Source organism: Bacteroides ovatus (assembly GCF_001314995.1).
Lineage (GTDB): Bacteria > Bacteroidota > Bacteroidia > Bacteroidales > Bacteroidaceae > Bacteroides > Bacteroides ovatus.
In genome coordinates this window covers 5675281-5695327 of record NZ_CP012938.1, presented here as the reverse complement: position 1 = coordinate 5695327, position 20047 = coordinate 5675281, and the positions used below count along the sequence as shown (strand labels likewise).

Here is a 20047-nt window from a genome sequence, read left to right as displayed (position 1 = left end):
AACTACTTTTTCAATCTTGTACTTAAGACTTTTCAGTGCAAAGATTAAGGGTTTTCAGTACAGAGATTAGTAGTTTTTTATGCAGTCGGTAAGTCGTCCCGTTACAATGGGACAATAGGCACATTGCAAGGTGACCAATATCACCTTATAAGATGATATTGGTCACTTTGTAATATGATTACCTGTCTTTGGGAAGATGAGAAGCACTAAAGATACAAAATTAAATAGTAAAAAGCAAGAGTGAGACAGGAAATATAGCTTCATCCCCTGAACGGATTGATTTTATTTCCGAACCGGGGAATGGACTTAAAAGACTATTTTAAATCCATTACAGCCTGCTCCAACTGTTTCAATGCTTTTTCCAGCGTAGCACGTGGACAAGCAACGTTCAACCGCATAAATCCCTCGCCTTCCTTACCGAATGTTGTTCCATCATTCAGCGCCAGATGAGCATCTTCTACAAAAAGACGGTTCAGTTCTTCCTGATTGAGTCCCAATGCGCGGCAATCCAGAAAGATCAAGTAAGAGGCTTGCGGACGGATCATCTTGATAGCAGGAATATGTTCTTTCAAATACGTTTCAGTGAAATCCACATTTCCTTTAATATATGCTACCACTTGGTCCAGCCATTCTGTACCATGACTGTAAGCAGCTGCTACACTTAAATAAGCAAAGAGATGTCCTTCGCTAAACTCGCTTGCTTCCATATATGTCTGGAAACGGTGACGAAGTTCGTCGTTCTCAATAATTGCATAAGAACTAGCCAATCCCGGCATGTTGAATGCCTTGCTGGGAGACATAAAGACAAGAGAGTTCATCCGTGCCTTCTCTGAAATCAAAGCAAAGGTAGGATGTTTGTATGGAGGTAGGGTTAAGTCAGCATGAATCTCGTCAGAGATAACCAATGTGCCGCTTTCATAGCAGATGTCGGCTATTTGAGACAGTTCCTCTTTGGTCCATACACGTCCACCCGGGTTATGGGGGTTGCTTAGAATAAGCAATTTGCATCCTTGAATATCTTGACGGAAGCGGTTGAAATCAATATAATATTGTTCATCTTTCAGGACTAACGGGCTGAATACCACTTCACGTTCATTCTTTTGAGTGACTAAAAAGAAAGGATGATAAACAGGGGGCATTACCATTATCTTATCTCCTTTTTGCGTAAAGCAGTGGATCACAAAAGCCAAGCCGCGAACAATACCGGGAGTGAAAGTCAACATCTCTTCACGGATTGCCCAACCATGGCGCTCCTTCACCCAGTTAATAATAGACTCCGACCATTCTTTGCAAGCAAATGTATATCCGAGTACTTCATGCTCCAGGCGTTTTTTCAAAGCCTCTATGACAAAAGGAGCTGTGCGGAAATCCATATCAGCTACCCACATTGGAATCAGGTCATTGCGTCCCCAACGATTCTCTACTGCATCCCATTTTACGGAATCTGTACCATGACGGTTTATTATTTCATCAAAATTATAGTTCATACTGCATAATATTGTTAGGTTATGTGTATAATAAACAGTTAGCAAAGATAGTTGTTTTCGTGGTATTACCGAAAGGCAGCCTCTAATTTTGTATGCTCTATCAAAACATAGAGGGCCGGAGCAATACAGCATCCGACCCTCATATTCATACCCTGAAAAAAAACTAAGAACCTATTTGTCTTTATTATTCATTCCAACGATGCACTATAAATCCACGCTTACCATCTTCTGTTTTTAAAGAGATGAAATAGATATGCGGATGGCTCGTCGGACCTGTACCGATACGTTTTTCCAAAATAAACTCGGTCAGTTTAACGGCAGAGGCTGCTTTGTCTGTATACGAAGTCTTAGTGTCATTGATAGTCGTTTCAAACTTCGGATTACGGTTGGCAGCATTCACACAATTTAAATTGTTTGCCCAACCACCGTTAAAGTAGACATAATATGTATCTTTCACTTCACCGTTTTGTTGATACCAGTACATATCTTTTGGCGTCGCATAAGATCCGGTACTGGAAACTCCGGCCGTGTTAATATCGGCACGATAACCATCCCAATAAATACGTGGCGTCGGGTCGTCAAGATTGAGCGGTACCCATAAATCTATGGAACGGCTTTCCTTTTCCTGGTCGGTCACAGTAATAGTTGTACCACCGTCACCTACCACAGTAACAGTTACTGTAGTGCCGGAGATTGCCACAGTAGCTACCCCTTCATTCAGAGATTTAACGGTATAACCGCCATTACCGGTCAGTATTTTCATTTCACGAAGAATAACACCGTCATTATCCAGACGCAATACTTCCACTCCCTCCGGGAGCGATTCGAGTGTCAGTTCCTGAAGTTTACGTACTTCAACCGTCATGAGAGCACGATTGTAGCTATCATCCGAAAGACGAACGATGGTGCTACCTATGTCACTGCCTGTCAACAGTATCTCGTTGCCAACCACCTCGGCAGTCACCACATCCTCATTATCACTCTCTACACGATAATTCACACCGTCCAAACCAATACCGATATGCAGGACTTCTCCCTCAACGAGCACCGGATTGTGCGTAGTAAGCGGAACATTGACATAAGGGTAATACACATCTTTGTCATTTTCACATCCCGTCATCAAGCAGAGAAGAGCTAGAAAAGGGATAAAGGATAAATATTTTATTTGTTTCATTGATTCAAGATTTTTAAAGCCCGATTAAATCTCCCCAAGGGAATATCCGGACAGACTGTTAGTTTTATCAAGTTCTGCAATATCCCGTCTTATTAAAACAGAAAGAAGCATAATTGCCATCCCATTAATAATTAGGATTCTGATTTATCGGCCTGCTGCAACGAGGCACCTTACTGCCTACTTTTGTACATTACGAATGGTTTGGCAATATCAAAATTAACCATGACGAACTTTTCATCCGGATCATCGAGAAACTGCTTCCTATCGTAGAAGCGAATAATGAACCCAGAAAGGTTATCGTATTGTCCGACGTGCTTTTCTCGTTTGACGGAATGAGCGAAACGGCATTGACTTTCAAAATAAAAGCACTCAAGAAACTTGGACAAAAAGCGTATGCACAAAGTGTTTATGACCGTTTCCAAAAGGAGTACCAGCAACTCTATGGAGAGAAGTATAAGGAGAATTCGTTAGAAGAATAAAGACTTGATGCCATGCTTGGGAAACTTTTTTAGTCAAAAGAATAAAGGAACCTATTATAATTAATCATTTTATTAGGCACTTTTAAATAATTGTGTTCCTATCGATAAGAGTAGAGACTTAAAAAAAGCATAAGAGAAATCTCCTAATTGCTATTTACATAGAAAAATAGTACTTTTGTACTCCATTCAAAAAAGAATTTATGACGAAAGCATTATTTTTTGATATAGACGGAACATTGGTCAGTTTTGAAACTCACCGCATCCCGTCGTCTACCATTGAGGCACTGGAAGCCGCCCGTGCAAAAGGACTGAAGATATTTATCGCTACGGGACGTCCGAAAGCCATTATCAACAACCTCTCCGAATTGCAAGACCGGAATCTGATTGATGGATATATCACCATGAACGGGGCTTACTGCTTTGTCGGGGAACAGGTAATCTATAAAAGTGCCATCCCCCAGGACGAAGTAAAAGCGATGGGAGATTTCTGCGAGAAAAAAGGCGTTCCCTGTATCTTTGTAGAGGAACACAACATTTCCGTTTGCCAGCCCAATGACATGGTGAAAAAGATATTCTATGATTTCCTGCACGTGAATGTGATTCCGACTGTATCTTTCGAGGAGGCAACCAGTAAGGAAGTCATCCAAATGACACCCTTTATCACGGAAGAGGAAGAAAAAGAAATCCGTCCGTCTATTCCTACCTGCGAGATAGGCCGATGGTATCCTGCATTTGCCGATGTGACCGCCAAAGGAGACACCAAGCAAAAGGGCATTGATGAAATAATCCGCTATTTTGATATTAAACTCGAAGATACCATGGCTTTCGGAGACGGAGGAAATGACATCAGCATGCTCCGCCATGCAGCCATCGGAGTAGCCATGGGACAAGCCAAAGAGGATGTGAAAGCCGCTGCCGATTATGTGACAGCTCCCATCGACGAGGATGGCATCAGCAAGGCAATGAAGCATTTTGGTATTATCTGATTATGAGCGTAGACACCAATAACGCAGCGTTTCAAGACGCCCTGAACCTGATTCAATATACGCGTCAATCGGTTTTCCTGACCGGGAAAGCGGGTACAGGGAAATCTACATTCCTGCGTTACGTCTGCGAAAATACCAAAAAGAAACACGTTGTACTCGCCCCGACAGGCATCGCTGCTATCAATGCCGGAGGAAGTACGATGCATAGTTTCTTCAAACTCCCTTTCTATCCGCTGCTGCCGGATGACCCGAACTTGAGTCTCCAGCGTGGTCGTATCCATGAATTTTTCAAATACACCAAGCCTCACCGGAAGCTGTTGGAACAAATAGAACTGGTCATCATCGACGAGATTTCAATGGTAAGGGCGGATATCATTGATGCCATCGACCGAATCCTACGTGTATACTCTCATAATCTGCGCGAACCTTTCGGAGGAAAACAACTGTTATTGGTAGGCGACGTATTCCAACTGGAGCCCGTCGTAAAAAACGACGAACGGGAAATATTGAACCGCTTCTATCCTACACCCTATTTTTTCTCTGCCAGAGTATTCGGCCAGATAGACCTGGTATCCATCGAACTTCAAAAGGTATACCGCCAAACAGACCCCGTTTTTGTCGGCGTCCTCGACCATATCCGGAACAATACAGCCGGAGCGGCTGATCTGCAACTACTGAACACCCGTTATGGAAGCCAGATAGAAGAATCGGAAGCTGATATGTATATCACTCTGGCCACCCGTAGAGACACGGTAGACTCTATCAACGAAAAGAAACTGGCGGAACTTCCCGGAGACCCAATTACTTTTGAAGGAGTCATCGAAGGAGATTTCCCCGAAAGCAGTCTACCCACCTCACAAGAGCTCGTACTGAAACCCGGTGCACAAATCATCTTTATTAAAAATGATTTCGACCGCAGGTGGGTAAACGGTACCATTGGTGTCATTGCCGGAATTGATGAGGAAGAAGAAACCATCTACGTTATCACCGACGATGGAAAAGAATGTGACGTAAAGCGTGAATCATGGCGCAATATCCGTTATCGCTACAACGAAAAGACAAAAGAAATAGAAGAAGAAGTCTTAGGTAGCTTCACACAATATCCCATTCGGTTAGCTTGGGCCATCACTGTCCATAAGAGTCAGGGACTGACTTTCAGCCGTGTAGTCATCGACTTCACAGGTGGTGTATTTGCAGGTGGACAAGCATACGTGGCACTAAGCCGCTGTACCTCACTGGACGGTATTCAGCTCAAAAAGCCTATTAACCGTGCTGACGTCTTCGTCCGCCCCGAAATCGTAAACTTTGCCGGACGTTTCAACGACCGGCAGGCTATCGACAAAGCTCTGAAACAAGCGCAGGCCGACGTGCAATACGCTGCTGCTTCACGCGCTTTCGACAAAGGAGACATGGAGGAATGTCTGGAACAGTTTTTCCGCGCCATTCATTCCCGCTATGATATTGAGAAATCTGTTCCCCGCCGTTTTATCCGACGTAAACTTGGTGTCATAAACACCTTGAAAGAGCAGAATAAGAAACTCAAAGAGCAAATGCGCGAACAGCAGGAACGCCTCCGCCAATATGCTCACGAATATCTATTAATGGGTAACGAATGTATCACCCAGGCACACGACTCACGTGCCGCCCTCGCCAACTACGACAAGGCACTTAGTCTCGACCCTAATTATGTGGATGCCTGGATACGCAAAGGAATCACTCTCTTCAACAACAAAGAGTATTTCGATGCTGAAAACTGCTTCAACACTGCAGTCACCCTCTATCCGGCAAACTTTAAAGCTGTCTATAACCGTGGAAAGCTCCGGCTAAAAACAGAAAACACAGAAGGTGCCATTGCCGACCTGAACAAGGCCACTAGCCTGAAACCGGAACATGCCGGTGCACACGAACTCTTCGGAGACGCTCTGTTGAAAGTCGGGAAAGAAGGAGAAGCCGCCTTACAATGGAGAATTGCAGAAGAACTTAGAAAGAAAAAATAGCCTATTCTTCCCGACCTCCGCACCTATCCATCTTTGTCATCTACACACTTACATAAAAATCATCCTACACACAATATCTCCATCAAACAGTGCCCCCGCATGGCCTCCCGGCCTCGTTTTTCCGACGTCAAGCGCAGGTGGTTTCTCCGGCGTTAAAAAGGGCAGACTGTTTGAGCGTAGCGAGTTTCTGCCCTTTAGCCGGAGGAAACACCGGAGTAGTCGGAAAAACGCAGCCTTGATTCTTTCTTTTTGGTTCCTTTTCTTTCGTATCAAGACGAAAGAAAAAGAACTGATTCTCCCTCTATATCAAAAACTTTTATTAGTTTTGCTCTTTGTAATATCTCAAACTCTTAAAATAGAAGCAAATGAAAAAAGGTTTGAAAATCGCAGCTATCACAGTAGGAGTCATCATCATTCTGATGTTCCTTCTTCCTTTCGCCTTCCAGGGAAAGATAGCCGACATTGTAAAAACAGAAGGCAACAAGATGCTTAATGCACAATTTGACTTTAAGAACCTTAACATTAGCCTGTTCCGTAACTTTCCACAGGCTTCTGTCACTCTCGAGGATTTCTGGTTAAAAGGTACTGGTGAATTTGCCAACGACACCCTTGTACAGGCCGGAGAAGTTACTGCCGCAGTCAACTTATTCTCTCTTTTCGGAGATAGCGGTTACGATATTTCTAAAATATTTATTGAAGATACACGTTTACATGCCATTGTATTGCCGGACGGACGTGCCAACTGGGATATTATGAAACCGGATACAACAGCAACAGCCGAAGCTCCTGTTTCAGAAGAAGAAGCATCTTCTCCTTTCAAAGTGAAGCTACAACGCTTTGTTATCAAAAACATGAACCTGATTTATGACGATCAACAAGGGAAGATGTATGCTGATATCCGCGACTTTAACGCAGTCTGCGCCGGAGACTTAGGAAGTGACCGCACTACTCTGAAGTTGGAAGCGGAAACCAAATCACTTACTTACAAGATGAATGGAATCCCTTTCCTGGCCAATGCCAATATCTCCGCAACAATGGATGTGGATGCCGACCTTGCCAATAACAAATACACATTAAAAGACAACACCATCCGCCTCAACGCCATTCAGGCAGGTATCGACGGTTGGGTAGCCTTGAAAGATCCGGCTATCGACATGGACTTGAAACTTAACACGAACGATATCGGGTTTAAGGAAATCTTGTCACTGATTCCAGCCATTTATGCAACGGAATTCTCCAGTCTGAAAACAGACGGAACCGCTACGCTTACTGCAACGGCCAAAGGTATCTTGCAAGGCGACACCGTTCCTGCATTCAACATTGATATGCAAGTCAAGAATGCCATGTTCCGCTATCCGGCTTTACTGGCAGGAGTGGATCAAATCAATATCAGTGCCAACGTCCAGAACCCGGGAGGAAATATCGACCTGACGACGGTCAATATCAATCCTTTCAGTTTCCGTCTTGCCGGAAATCCGTTTAGCCTGACGGCTAATGTAAAAACACCGATCAGCGATCCGGACTTTAAAGCTGAAGCTAAAGGGATTCTCAATTTAGGTATGATAAAACAAGTCTATCCACTTGGAGATATGGAGTTGAACGGTACCATTGACGCCGATATGCAAATGTCAGGACGCCTTTCCTATATCGAAAAAGAGGAATACGAACGTATGCAAGCTTCAGGTACTATCGGACTGACGGGTATGAAACTCAAAATGAAAGATATGCCGGACGTAGAAATCAAGAAGTCTCTCTTCACTTTCACCCCGAAATACCTCCAGTTGAGCGAGACAACCGTCAACATCGGAAAGAATGATATCACAGCCGACAGTCGGTTTGAAAACTATATCGGTTACGCATTGAAAGGTACTACATTGAAAGGAAACCTGAATATTCGTTCCAACTATTTCAATCTGAACGACTTCATGGCCGCTTCTGCGGATGAAGCGACTGCATCAGAAACTGCGTCTACCGACTCCGTAGCTACAGCTGCCACGGGTATTATGGAAGTTCCCCGCAACATCGACTTCCAAATGGACGCTAACCTGAAACAGGTGTTATTCGATAAGATGTCTTTCAATAATATGAACGGCAAGCTTGTGGTAAAAGATGGCAAAGTGGATATGAAAAACCTCTCCATGAACACCATGGGTGGCAACGTGGTCATGAACGGCTACTACTCCACTGCCAACGTAAAGAAGCCGGAAATGAAAGCCGGATTCAAACTCTCCAATATCGGTTTCGCACAAGCTTACAAAGAATTGGACATGGTGCAGAAGATGGCTCCTATCTTCGAAAACCTGAAAGGTAATTTCTCCGGAAGTATTAATATACTGACAGATTTGGATGCAACCATGAGCCCTGTACTGAATACAATGCAAGGTGATGGCAGCCTTTCCACCCGTGATCTTAGTTTGAGCGGAGTGAAAGCAATCGACGAAATAGCCGATGCCGTTAAACAGCCAAGTCTGAAAGACATGAAGGTGAAAGATATGACACTGGATTTCACCATCAAAGACGGACGCGTAGAAACCAAACCGTTCGATATCAAGATGGGAGACTACACATTGAATCTTTCCGGTAGCACAGGCCTCGATCAAACCATCGACTACTCCGGAAAAGTGAAGTTGCCGACATCTGTAGGCAATATCTCTAAACTAATGACTCTTGACTTGAAGATCGGAGGTTCATTTACCTCTCCGAAAGTCAGCGTCGATACTAAAAGCATGGCCAATCAAGCTGTCGAGGCTGTAGCCGATGAAGCTATCAGCAAACTCGGACAGAAACTGGGACTGGACTCTGCCGCTACCGCCAATAAGGATTCAATCAAACAAAAGGTGACAGAGAAAGCAGCAGAAAAGGCACTGGATTTCTTAAAAAAGAAACTCAAATAAGAGAGAAGGAGAATGAATTATGCTTCTGAAGCTATATGACAAAAATAATAACCCGCAGGATTTACAACGAATCATCGACATCCTGAATGACGGCGGACTGATTATCTATCCCACTGATACGATGTACGCCATCGGCTGTCATGGTTTGAAGGAACGTGCTATAGAACGGATATGCCGGATCAAAGAGATAGACCCTAGAAAGAACAATCTGTCTATCATCTGTTATGACTTGAGTAGCATCAGCGAATATGCGAAAGTAGACAATAATATATTCAAGCTGATGAAGCATAATCTTCCAGGGCCATTCACCTTTATTTTGAACGGAACCAACCGGTTACCCAAAATCTTCCGCAACCGGAAAGAAGTGGGTATCCGTATGCCGGATAATAATATCATCCGCGAAATCGCACGCCTGCTGGATGCTCCCATTATGACGACCACTCTGCCCTACGAAGAGCATGAGGACTTGGAATATATGACAGATCCCGAACTGATAGATGAGAAGTTCGGTGACATTGTCGATCTGGTCATTGACGGAGGTATCGGAGGTATAGAACCTTCCACTGTAGTGAAATGTACCGACGACGAACTGGAAATCATCCGGCAAGGGAAAGGCTGGCTGGAAGAGGTATAAAAGCCGAAAAATGAATCGAACTGGTATGCTATATGATAGGAACGTGAATAAATAAGTTTTATTATTAGTAGCATGCCAGTTCGTTTATACACAGCAAAACAACGATTGGTTATCCCCCCAACAAACCAAAACCATCATATTCATCATGAAAAAATTAAATCACATCGGCATCTTTCTTGTATGTCTATTCATTACTATCCAATCATTTGCAAGTGAACCCATACGGGTAGCGTGCATAGGAAACAGTATTACTTATGGAGCATTCATCCCCAACCGGGAAATGAACTGCTATCCGGCACAACTTCAAGCTTATCTGGGAGATGGGTATGAGGTCAAAAACTTCGGAGCCTCTGGTCGAACTATATTGTCTAAAGGAGATTACCCATATTCCGAAACAGATACCTACAAAGCATCTCTGGAATATCAGCCCGATATTGTATTAATCAAATTAGGTACTAACGATACCAAACCGCAAAACTGGAAATACAAAAACGAATTCAAAGACAATTACCAGACATTAATTGACACATACCGGAATCTGAAATCACATCCACGTATTATTCTCCTGACTCCTATCCGTTGTTTCCTGCCGGAGGGTTCGGAAATCAATGCACAACTGATAGAAAACGAGGTACGCCCCACGGTGGAAGAATTGGCCTGGAAAAATCAACTGGAAATTATCAATCTGTTTAATCTCTTCGGCGACCAGTGGGATTCGGTTATGCTACCGGACAAACTGCACCCCTCTTCTATCGGAGCAGGAGTCATGGCCCAAAAGATATATGAATATCTCGCTGTAAAAGCAACAGCTTCTCCAACAAAGCTGCAGACATCACTGGGAATACAAGATGCCAAACGATTCAACTTCCATGGACACCAAGGGTATGAATTTGAGAATGAGGGAGTAAAATGCCTTGTAGTAGAGCCCGCAAAAGAAGCCATAGGAAAACCTTGGATGATTCGTGCACGCTTTTGGGGGCATGAGCCACAGACTGACATAGCATTATTGGAACATGGCTTTCATATTGTTTACTGTGATGTAGCCGACTTATATGGCTCGGATAAAGCTGTTCAACGCTGGAATAGTTTTTACAAGCGAATGGTGAAAGCCGGATTCAACAAGAAAGTGGCACTTGAAGGGATGAGTCGTGGCGGGCTGATTGTCTATAACTGGGCGGCACAAAACCCGGAAAAAGTGGCATGTATTTATGCAGATGCCCCCGTAATGGACTTCAAAAGTTGGCCTATGGGACAAGGTAAATCTGCCGGTTCCGCCATGGATACGAAACAACTTCTCAATGCTTACGGTTTTAAAAACGAAGCTGAAGCGTTGAACTGGAAAAAGAATCCGATAGACTGTGCACCGACAATGGCAAAAGCCGGAATCCCCATCCTGCACGTGGTAGGTGATGCTGACCAAGTGGTGTCGGTTGCTGAAAACACAGCCATTTTCGAACAACGTATGGAGGAATTGCATGCACCAATTACTATTATTCATAAGCCTGGAGTGGATCATCACCCGCACTCCCTCAACAATCCCGAGCCTATTGTGCAGTTCATCCTCAAAGCTACGAACAGGGCGGAAAATATGTGTGTGCATCCTGTACCGGGAAATGAATTCCGTTCGGCAGCCGGATGGACCCAAAACTCGGACTGGAACAGCGTAGCAAAAGACATAACCACCACTCTCAATGGGAAACATTTAAAACTGTTGTTATTGGGAAATTCCATCACACAAGGTTGGGGAGGTAACAGAAAAGAAGTGACTTACAAGCCCGGCAAAGAGGCTATGGACAATGCCATAGGAAAGGATAATTGGGAAAGTGCCGGCATATCCGGCGACCGCACGCAAAACCTGCTTTGGCGTGTCCGTTATGATAACTACAATAGTTGCCACCCTGAAAACATAGTGATTGCCATTGGAATTAATAATCTGATAAGTGGAAAAGACAGTCCCGAAAACACGGCTGAAGGAATTATCGCAGTAGCCAATGAAGTACGGAAGCAATTCCCCGAATCACGTATCATTCTTTTAGGTCTGTTTCCATCCGGTAAGGAACAACAGAGTAAAGTGCGCACACAATGTGATAAGATTCATGACATATTACAACATCACCGATTCGAGAAAGTTGAATATATCAATCCCACCAAATGGTTCACCGAAGCGGACGGAACTATGAAAGACGGACTTTATGGAAATGATTACATTCATTTCACTGGTGAAGGATATAAAGTAGCAGCAACAGAAATAGCCAAAATACTTGCTCGTTAGACAATCATCCAAAATCTAATCTTCACATAATAGTATCAGAAATAAAAAGGGCTGCGTCACATTTTCAGTGCGCAGCCCTTATTTCTATTATTTCATTACAAATTACTTAATCAATGATTCCGGATCCAAATGAGCAGATTCGATATCTTTGAAGTAACGGTAAGTACCCACTTTCAATTCAGCTGTAGCAGCATCATCACAAACGATAATACCCTTTTCATGCATTTGCAATGCACTGATTGTCCACATCTGTGTGATAGCACCTTCTACCGCATGATACAAAGCACGAGCTTTGTTATGACCATTTACAATAATCATCACTTCTTTTGCAGAAAGCACAGTACCTACTCCCACTGTCAAAGAAGTCTTAGGAACTTTGTTGATGTCATTATCAAAGAAACGGGAGTTAGCAATGATGGTATCCATTGTTAACGTTTTCTGACGAGTGCGTGAAGTCAATGAAGATCCCGGTTCGTTGAATGCAATATGTCCGTCAGGACCAATACCACCCATGAACAGGTCGATGCCACCGTATGACTTGATCTTTTCTTCGTAACGTGCACATTCTGCATCCAGATCCGGAGCGTTACCATTCAGAATATTAGTATTCTCGGGTTTAATGTCGATATGACCGAAAAAGTTATTCCACATGAAAGAATAATAGCTTTCCGGATGTTCTTTCGGCAATCCTACATATTCGTCCATGTTGAATGTTACCACATTCTGGAAGGAAACGATTCCTTTCTTATTCAGGTCGATCAAAGCTTTATACATGCCCAGAGGAGATGATCCGGTGGGACAGCCCAATACAAATGGTTTCTCGGGGGTTGGATTGGCAGCTTTTATTTTAGCGGCAACGTAATGTGCAGCCCACAGAGATACGGACTGGTAGTCCGGCTGAATAATAAGTCTCATAAGTCGATTATTTTATAGGTTAGTTAATAAATTATCTCATTCACTGTTTTAACGATCTTTCTTCAAACGGTCCGCCATGGCACGTGCCAGATTTTCGCACTGGGTATAAGTCAGGTCTTTCATAGCCTGCTTCATCTCCACCGGATCACCGATCAATTCGAATTTACTCTTTTCAGCAAACTCCGCCAGACGTTTCACCGCAGCACCTGCCCATGCAAAAGAACCGAAGTAACCCAAATAGCGTCCCTTCACCTCACGCAGCAGAATCTTTGAAAGCAGCGCTTCCACCTCCGGAAATATCTGATTACTATACGTAGGAGAACCGATAATCAATCCCTTATAACGGAAAATATCCGCTATGATATAAGAAGGATGACTCTTTGTTACGTTATGCATAACGATATTCTTAACCCCCTGTGCAGAAAGCTCTTCAGCAATAGCTTCCGCCATCTGCTCTGTATTTCCATACATGCTTCCGTAGGCAATAACAACACCTTCATCCGCATCATAACGACTCAAACGATCATATATGCCGATCACCTTTGCAATATTCTCTGTCCATACAGGTCCGTGAGTAGAACAAATGGCAGAAATGGGAAGTCCACCTAATTTCTGCAAAGCCTTTTGCACGGAGCTTCCGTATTTACCAACGATATTAGAGTAGTAACGAACCATTTCTCCCCAGTACTTATCGACATTGATCCGGGTATCCAGGAATCCGCCATCTACAGTACCAAAACATCCGAATCCGTCACCGGAGAAAAGAACTCCATCCGTTTCATCAAAAGTCATCATCGTTTCCGGCCAATGCACCATTGGAGTCATATAAAAACGCAGTTTGTGACGTCCTAAAGCGAGGAAATCACCGTCCTTTACCAGATATTGTTCACCGGTTACCCCATAGAAACCTTCAATCATACCGAATGTTTGCTTATTACCCACGATAATAATTTCCGGATAATGTTGTTTAATCAATCGGATAGATCCCGAATGATCCGGTTCCATATGATTTATAATCAAATAATTAATGGGACGTTCTCCAATCACTTGCTTGATTTTACGCAAGTAGACTTCAAAATAACAGATATCTACCGTATCTACCAATGCCACCATTTCATCATCAATCAGATAAGAGTTATATGAAACTCCATAGGGCAATGGCCACATCGCTTCAAATCTGTGCTTGTTACGGTCATTTACTCCCACATAGTGGACATTTCCTTTAATTCTTGTTTTACTTTCCATCTTTCAAATCCATTAAATATTTCTTCCACTATTCTATACTCCGCAAAACAGCTATTTATTAAGTGGTAAGTTTATCGTTTGCAAAAATAATCCTTTTTTCCGAATCCCTATACTTCTTACCTTGATAAGCACCTCTTTCTTTCATTCTTTTTTGTAAACGAGCTACAAATTCATAATTTTTCAATCCCCAGTCCGGAGCTATTAATAAATCTTTAGGAGATTGGGAAACAAAACGTTCCACAACCATATCGGGACGGAGATGTTCTACATAATCAATCACCAGATCAATATATTCCTCAACCTCGTTAAACAAATGAAAGCCAGCAGGAGTTACGTCATACTCATGCGCCATTCGCGTACCACGGATCAACTGTAACTGATGGATTTTAAGTGTAGCTAAAGGCAGATCGGAAAGAATTTCGGCTTGTGCCACCATTGTATCATGTGTTTCTCCCGGAAGTCCGAGGATGATATGTCCACCTGTCAGGATACCACAGGCCGCTGTCTGACACACAGCTTCTACTGTATCTGCATAAGTATGCCCCCGATTGATGCGTTTTAAGGTTTCATCACAAGTGCTTTCGATCCCATATTCTACCATGAGAAACGTATGTTTGTTCAAATCTTCCAGATAACGCAACAAACTTTCCGGCATACAATCGGGACGCGTACCAATCACCAGCCCGACTACCCCATCCACCGCCAATGCTTCCTCATACTTACGCTTCAAGCCTTCCAACTCCGCATATGTATTGGTGTAGGCCTGAAAATAGGCCAAATATTTCATTTCCGGATATTTATGGGCAAAAAAGCATTTACCTTCTTCCAATTGAATAGCAATAGATTTCTCTGTCCGACAATAATCCGGATTAAAAGTCTGGTTATTGCAGTAAGTACATCCACCCCACCCTTTTGTACCATCACGATTGGGGCAAGTGAAACCTGCATTCAATGAAATCTTTTGTACTTTGTAAGGAAAATATTTCCGCAAAAAAGTAGGGAAATCATTATATAATAGCTGTGTAGACATATTCATTCACTTCATTCTTTATTTTACCTACAAACATAAGCAAAATCAACGAGTTACGGAAAGTTGGCACAAAATATCTTCAATATATTAAAAATTTCATAAATACCATAAGATAAATTAATAAATATTGCAATTCGAAAAACTATTTAATTAGCTTTGCTATGATTTTAGGTATTGGCAGGAGGATACTTGTGAAAGTCTTGTGCAATTTATTCCCCAATTATGATTTCATCTCACCATACCCCATGCAACTCTTGTCAATAAAATTATCCTCTTTATAATCTTATTCAGATTATAAAGAGGATTTTTTTAACTAATATTACTCTCTTATTTTTGTTCAAAACACAACATAGAGATCAATGCTGTATAGGATGAAGAGGAAAAAATAGGAAAAAACGAGTATTATTCGTTCAAACCACTTATCGGACTTTCCATTCTGCATTGTTTTGTTTATTTTTGCTATAAACATTAAAGTAACTACTATGAAACGGCTCCATACTTTATTTCTTCTTCTAACAATAGCGATCGATATAGCTGCTCAACCTATCTGCCAAGTTAAACATTTCTCCGTGAGTGACGGTCTCGCTCAAGGTAATGTAATGAGCATTTTACAGGATCAGAAAGGGCTTGTTTGGTTTAGTACCTGGAACGGGCTTAACAAGTTTGACGGATACACTTTTAAGACATATAAAACTTCGCAAGAGAGTAAATATGCATTCGGCAGTAATCGCATGGGAACTATTTCAGAAAGCAAATACGGAGATATATGGTGCCCCACTTACGATGGACAAGCCTGTCTTTTTGATGTGGAAACCGAGAAGTTTATTGATGTTCTCCAACCTATTGAACTTTCCACGAAACAAACTAACAATGTTACACGCATTTATTCGCTGGAGAAAGGGATTGCCTGGATTCTCTGTGAAAGCGGATATGCATTCAGAGTGGACGAACAATTATGCAAAAAAGGAGAAGGCATCACACTTTATTCAGCTTCCAACCACAACCTGAAAGGAAATCAAATATTTAACATTTATCAAGACTCTGAAGAAGATGAATGGATATTGACGGATAAAGGTGTTTCCATCATAGGAAAGAAAACACTGGATACTGACTTTCCTTTCCAGTTCATCACCCAAATAAAGGAAACGATCTATCTGATTGCAGAAAATGACAAGTTAGCCAGATATGACTTCCACACTAAAAAACTGAAATTCGTAGATATTCCTTATCCGCATCATAAAATAAACAATGTCACTACCATAGGAAAAGATATGCTGGCATTGGGAACGGATAATGGAGTGATTTTGTATTCTATCCCGAAGAACAGTTTCCAGCAAATAGACATCCGTACAGCTACCCAAACTTCCAACGATGTAGAATCTGTCTATCAAGACCACTTGGGAGATATCTGGATTTTTTCAAAAGATCCGGGCATTGTCCATCTTAACCTCGTGACCAATGAAAAAGAGCATCTGTTCACCCCAAAAGATGAGATTATCAAGCATGGGCGTAAAAGTCGCAAACTTATTTTTGAAGATAATGCGAAAAACCTATGGTTACTCCCCACGGAAGGAAACTTTTGCTACTATGACCGGAAAGAAAGAACTCTCAAACCGCTTCTTACGGATATCAATAATCCTAAGTCTATTTTCAGTCCGTTAGTCAGGTCTTATACATTGGATAATCAGGGAAACTGTTGGTTTGCAACAGCACGTGGTGTAGAGAAACTATGCTTCTTTCCACAGAGCTATCAATTTAACCTGACTGATTACGAGGCAGAAACACGTGCATTCCTGCAAGACAGCAATAAACGTCTATGGACAGCATCGAAATCTAATTATATCCAGATATTCGCACCGGATGGTAACCTGGTGGGGTACTTATCCAAACAAGGAAATATCATTAAGGAAAAACAATCGTTCTATAATGGGGTATATTCGATTCTGGAAGATAAAGATGGAAATATATGGTTGGGGACTAAAGAAATCGGACTTTTCCAACTTAAAAAGACAGGAGCAAATCATTACTCTATTCACCATTTTGAACACCAGACAAATGATCCTTATAGTTTAAGCAGTAATAGTATTTATGCTATCTTTCAGGACAGTCGTAATCATATTTGGATAGGATGTTATGGGGGTGGATTAAATCTGCTGGCACAAGCTAAAGATGGAAAAGTTTCATTTATTCATAGTAATAATGAGTTAAGAAACTATCCCATAGCTTACGGTATGAAAGTACGCAATATTGCAGAAGCTCCGGGAGGAGTGATTTTAGTGGGAACGACTAACGGACTGCTGACATTCTCGAACAACTTCGAACGCCTGGAAGAGATTAAATTCTACCGGAATATCCGTAGACCGGGAGATAAAAACAGTCTTAGTGCCAACGATATCATGCATATCTATACAGACAAGAATAAAACCACTTATATCATCAGTTTCACCGGAGGCGTAAATAAAGTGATATCTCCCAATCTGCTGAACGAGAATATCCAATTCAGAAACTACGACAAGAACAACGGGCTGGCTTCCGATTTGGCACTATCAATGATTGAAGATACACAGAATCAGCTATGGGTTGTTTCGGAGATTGCGCTCTCCAAATTCGATCCTGCCAAAGAAACTTTTGAGAACTATGAATTAAGTTCCATCTATCAGGAATTCAATTTCTCCGAAGCTCTTCCTATTATCAATGCCCGTAACCAAATTATCTTAGGAACTGATAAAGGCTTTCTGGAAGTTTCTCCGGAGAAGATGCGGAAGAGTAGCTATGTCCCTCCTATTGTGTTTACAGGACTCAAGATTCAAGGACACCTTACCGATCACTCTATTGACAATCTGGAAGAATTGGAACTGGAGCCCTCTCAAAGGAATGTAACTTTCCAGTTTGCTGCACTTGATTATGTCAATCCAAAAGGGATTTTATATGCCTATCGCCTGCAAGGACTAGAAGAAGAATGGAATGAAGCAGATAATAACCGTTCCGCTAGCTACATCAACTTACCTGCAGGCAAATATCAGTTGCAGATAAAGTCAACAAACAGTGACGGGGTCTGGGTGGACAATGTACGGACTCTATCTATACATGTACTCCCCACCTTTTGGGAAACCTACTGGGCATGGCTGCTCTATTTCATTCTATTCATACTCTTTACGGCAAGCATCGTATATGTGTTGTTTTACATCTATCGGTTACGTCACAGAGTGGATATGGAACAACAATTAGCAAATATCAAACTGCGATTCTTTACTGACATATCTCATGAGTTACGTACTCCGCTAACTTTAATCAGTAGCCCTGTGACAGAGGTATTAGAGAATGAACCGCTTTCTCCTTCCGCCCGTGAGCATTTGACTTTGGTACATCAGAACACAGAGCGCATGCTCCGACTGATGAATCAGATTCTGGATTTCCGCAAGATTCAGAATCAGAAAATGAAACTACTGATTGAAGAGACCGATTTGATTCCACTTTTGCAAAAGGTGATGAGTAGCTTCAAACTGATAGCTGAAGAAAAGAACATAAACTATCAGCTGACTTCTACCATCCAGTCGGTATATAGCTGGGTGGATAGAGACAAGTTTGAAAAGATATTCTTCAATCTGCTTTCCAATGCATTCAAATATACACCTGCCGACAAGTCGATTACAGTCAATATCACAACGAAAGAGAAGACGGTAGAGATAGAGGTTGCAGACGAAGGAATCGGAATTGCAGTAGAAAAGCAACATTCCTTGTTCCAACGCTTCGAGTCATTGGTAAAACAGAATATTCTGCAACCATCTTCCGGCATCGGGCTGTCTCTCGTGAAAGAGATGGTGGAAATGCATCATGGCACTATTACAGTAAATAGTCAACCCGGAGTAGGCAGCCGTTTTACAGTAAGCTTGCCTTTACAACGGGAAATTTTCGAGGAGGATGTACAGGTCGAATTTATCCTGAATGATAGTCAGAGTTCAGCGCCTCATCCCGTCGATAGCATGAAAGCGCCGGAAGAGGTGGAAGAAAAAGAAGACCTTGAGACTAATTCGGATGGTTTCTCCATATTGGTGGTAGAAGATAATGAAGAGTTAAAGGCTTTTCTGAAAAGTATTTTGTCGGAGAATTATACGGTAATCACAGCTTCCAATGGTGAAGAGGGATTGCAACATGCTGTTGACGACCTGCCCGATCTTATTATCAGCGATGTTATGATGCCGGTGATGGACGGTTTAGAAATGATTAGGCAAATCAAAGAGAACAACAATATTTGCCATATCCCCATCATTGTATTATCAGCCAAGGCCTCTCTGGACGACCGTATCGCCGGATTGGAACAAGGCATTGACGATTATATCACCAAACCTTTCAGTGCTACTTATCTAAAGACCCGTGTAGCCTCCTTGTTACGACAACGCAAAGCATTGCAGGAACTCTATATGAATAGGCTGATGGAAGGAAAGAATACCTCTTCTCCCGATCCTCTGACTCCTTCACAACCACAGATTACTCCATACGACGAGCAATTTATGAAAAAAGTAATGGCATACATGGAAGAACAGATGGACAATGCCGAACTAACGATTGACGAATTTGCAGAACAGTTGATGCTTAGCCGTACAATCTTCTACCGGAAATTAAAATCAATCGTCGGACTGACACCTGTTGACTTTATACGGGAAATACGTATCAAACGTGCCGTACAACTGATTGACAGCGACGAATATAACTTCTCCCAGGTAGCATATATGACGGGGTTCAACGATCCGAAATATTTCAGCAAGTGCTTCAAGAAAGTGATAGGAATTACCCCGTCAGAATACAAAGAGAGAAAAAAATAACTCTTTGATAAGAATATAAAAAGTCCCTTTATACCCGGTTGTCTCATTATTCGATCAATCGAAATTCGATAGAGTAAACTGATATAAAGGGACTTTTCATACAAGATAAAG

Annotated in this window: 12 protein-coding genes; 7 read left to right on the top strand and 5 right to left on the bottom strand. The window is 42.2% G+C overall.

Annotated elements, in window-relative coordinates; all coding sequences use genetic code 11:
* Window positions 1-314: 314 nt before the first annotated feature.
* Window positions 315-1487, bottom strand: a complete 1173-nt coding sequence (locus tag Bovatus_RS21495) for a MalY/PatB family protein (RefSeq protein WP_004301548.1) — start codon at window positions 1485-1487, stop codon at window positions 315-317.
* Between the two features lie 184 nt (window positions 1488-1671).
* A complete protein-coding gene (locus tag Bovatus_RS21490) occupies window positions 1672-2661 on the bottom strand; it encodes a hypothetical protein (RefSeq protein WP_004301547.1) in 990 nt (329 codons plus the stop codon).
* A 332-nt stretch (window positions 2662-2993) separates the two neighbouring features.
* Here Bovatus_RS21490 and Bovatus_RS25565 point away from each other — a divergent pair, with 332 nt between their 5' ends.
* From Bovatus_RS25565 to Bovatus_RS21465, 6 genes are all read left to right on the top strand, one after another.
* On the top strand, window positions 2994-3140 hold the full coding sequence (locus tag Bovatus_RS25565) for a hypothetical protein (RefSeq protein ID WP_004301546.1): 147 nt from the start codon (window positions 2994-2996) through the stop codon (window positions 3138-3140).
* 200 nt (window positions 3141-3340) lie between these two features.
* Window positions 3341-4126 carry a Cof-type HAD-IIB family hydrolase gene (locus tag Bovatus_RS21485; RefSeq protein WP_004301545.1) on the top strand — a complete coding sequence of 262 codons (786 nt, stop codon included), beginning with the start codon at window positions 3341-3343 and terminating at the stop codon, window positions 4124-4126.
* 2 nt (window positions 4127-4128) lie between these two features.
* Window positions 4129-6123 (top strand): tetratricopeptide repeat protein, encoded by a 1995-nt coding sequence (locus tag Bovatus_RS21480; RefSeq protein ID WP_004301544.1) that lies wholly within the window; start codon window positions 4129-4131, stop codon window positions 6121-6123.
* Window positions 6124-6488: 365 nt separating this feature from the next.
* Entirely contained in the window at window positions 6489-9017 is a 2529-nt protein-coding gene (locus Bovatus_RS21475) for an AsmA family protein (RefSeq protein WP_004301543.1), read from the top strand.
* A 19-nt stretch (window positions 9018-9036) separates the two neighbouring features.
* Entirely contained in the window at window positions 9037-9651 is a 615-nt protein-coding gene (locus Bovatus_RS21470) for an L-threonylcarbamoyladenylate synthase (RefSeq protein ID WP_004301542.1), read from the top strand.
* A 145-nt stretch (window positions 9652-9796) separates the two neighbouring features.
* On the top strand, window positions 9797-11923 hold the full coding sequence (locus tag Bovatus_RS21465; protein ID WP_004301541.1) for a GDSL-type esterase/lipase family protein: 2127 nt from the start codon (window positions 9797-9799) through the stop codon (window positions 11921-11923).
* Between the two features lie 102 nt (window positions 11924-12025).
* On the opposite strand, the gene nagB is transcribed toward Bovatus_RS21465, so the two are convergent.
* Genes nagB through Bovatus_RS21450 form a run of 3 tightly spaced genes read right to left on the bottom strand, consistent with a single transcriptional unit; the run spans window position 12026 to window position 15119 of the window.
* On the bottom strand, window positions 12026-12838 hold the full coding sequence (gene nagB / locus Bovatus_RS21460; RefSeq protein WP_004301540.1) for a glucosamine-6-phosphate deaminase: 813 nt from the start codon (window positions 12836-12838) through the stop codon (window positions 12026-12028).
* A 48-nt stretch (window positions 12839-12886) separates the two neighbouring features.
* Window positions 12887-14083 carry an FprA family A-type flavoprotein gene (locus Bovatus_RS21455; RefSeq protein ID WP_004301539.1) on the bottom strand — a complete coding sequence of 399 codons (1197 nt, stop codon included), beginning with the start codon at window positions 14081-14083 and terminating at the stop codon, window positions 12887-12889.
* A gap of 58 nt (window positions 14084-14141) precedes the next feature.
* Window positions 14142-15119, bottom strand: coding sequence for a TIGR01212 family radical SAM protein (locus Bovatus_RS21450; protein WP_004301538.1), 978 nt, complete (start codon window positions 15117-15119; stop codon window positions 14142-14144).
* Window positions 15120-15595: 476 nt separating this feature from the next.
* Here Bovatus_RS21450 and Bovatus_RS21445 point away from each other — a divergent pair, with 476 nt between their 5' ends.
* The gene (locus Bovatus_RS21445) at window positions 15596-19936 is read left to right on the top strand and encodes a hybrid sensor histidine kinase/response regulator transcription factor (RefSeq protein ID WP_004301535.1); all 4341 of its coding nucleotides are present in this window, start codon (window positions 15596-15598) and stop codon (window positions 19934-19936) included.
* The last annotated feature ends 111 nt before the right edge of the window (window positions 19937-20047 follow it).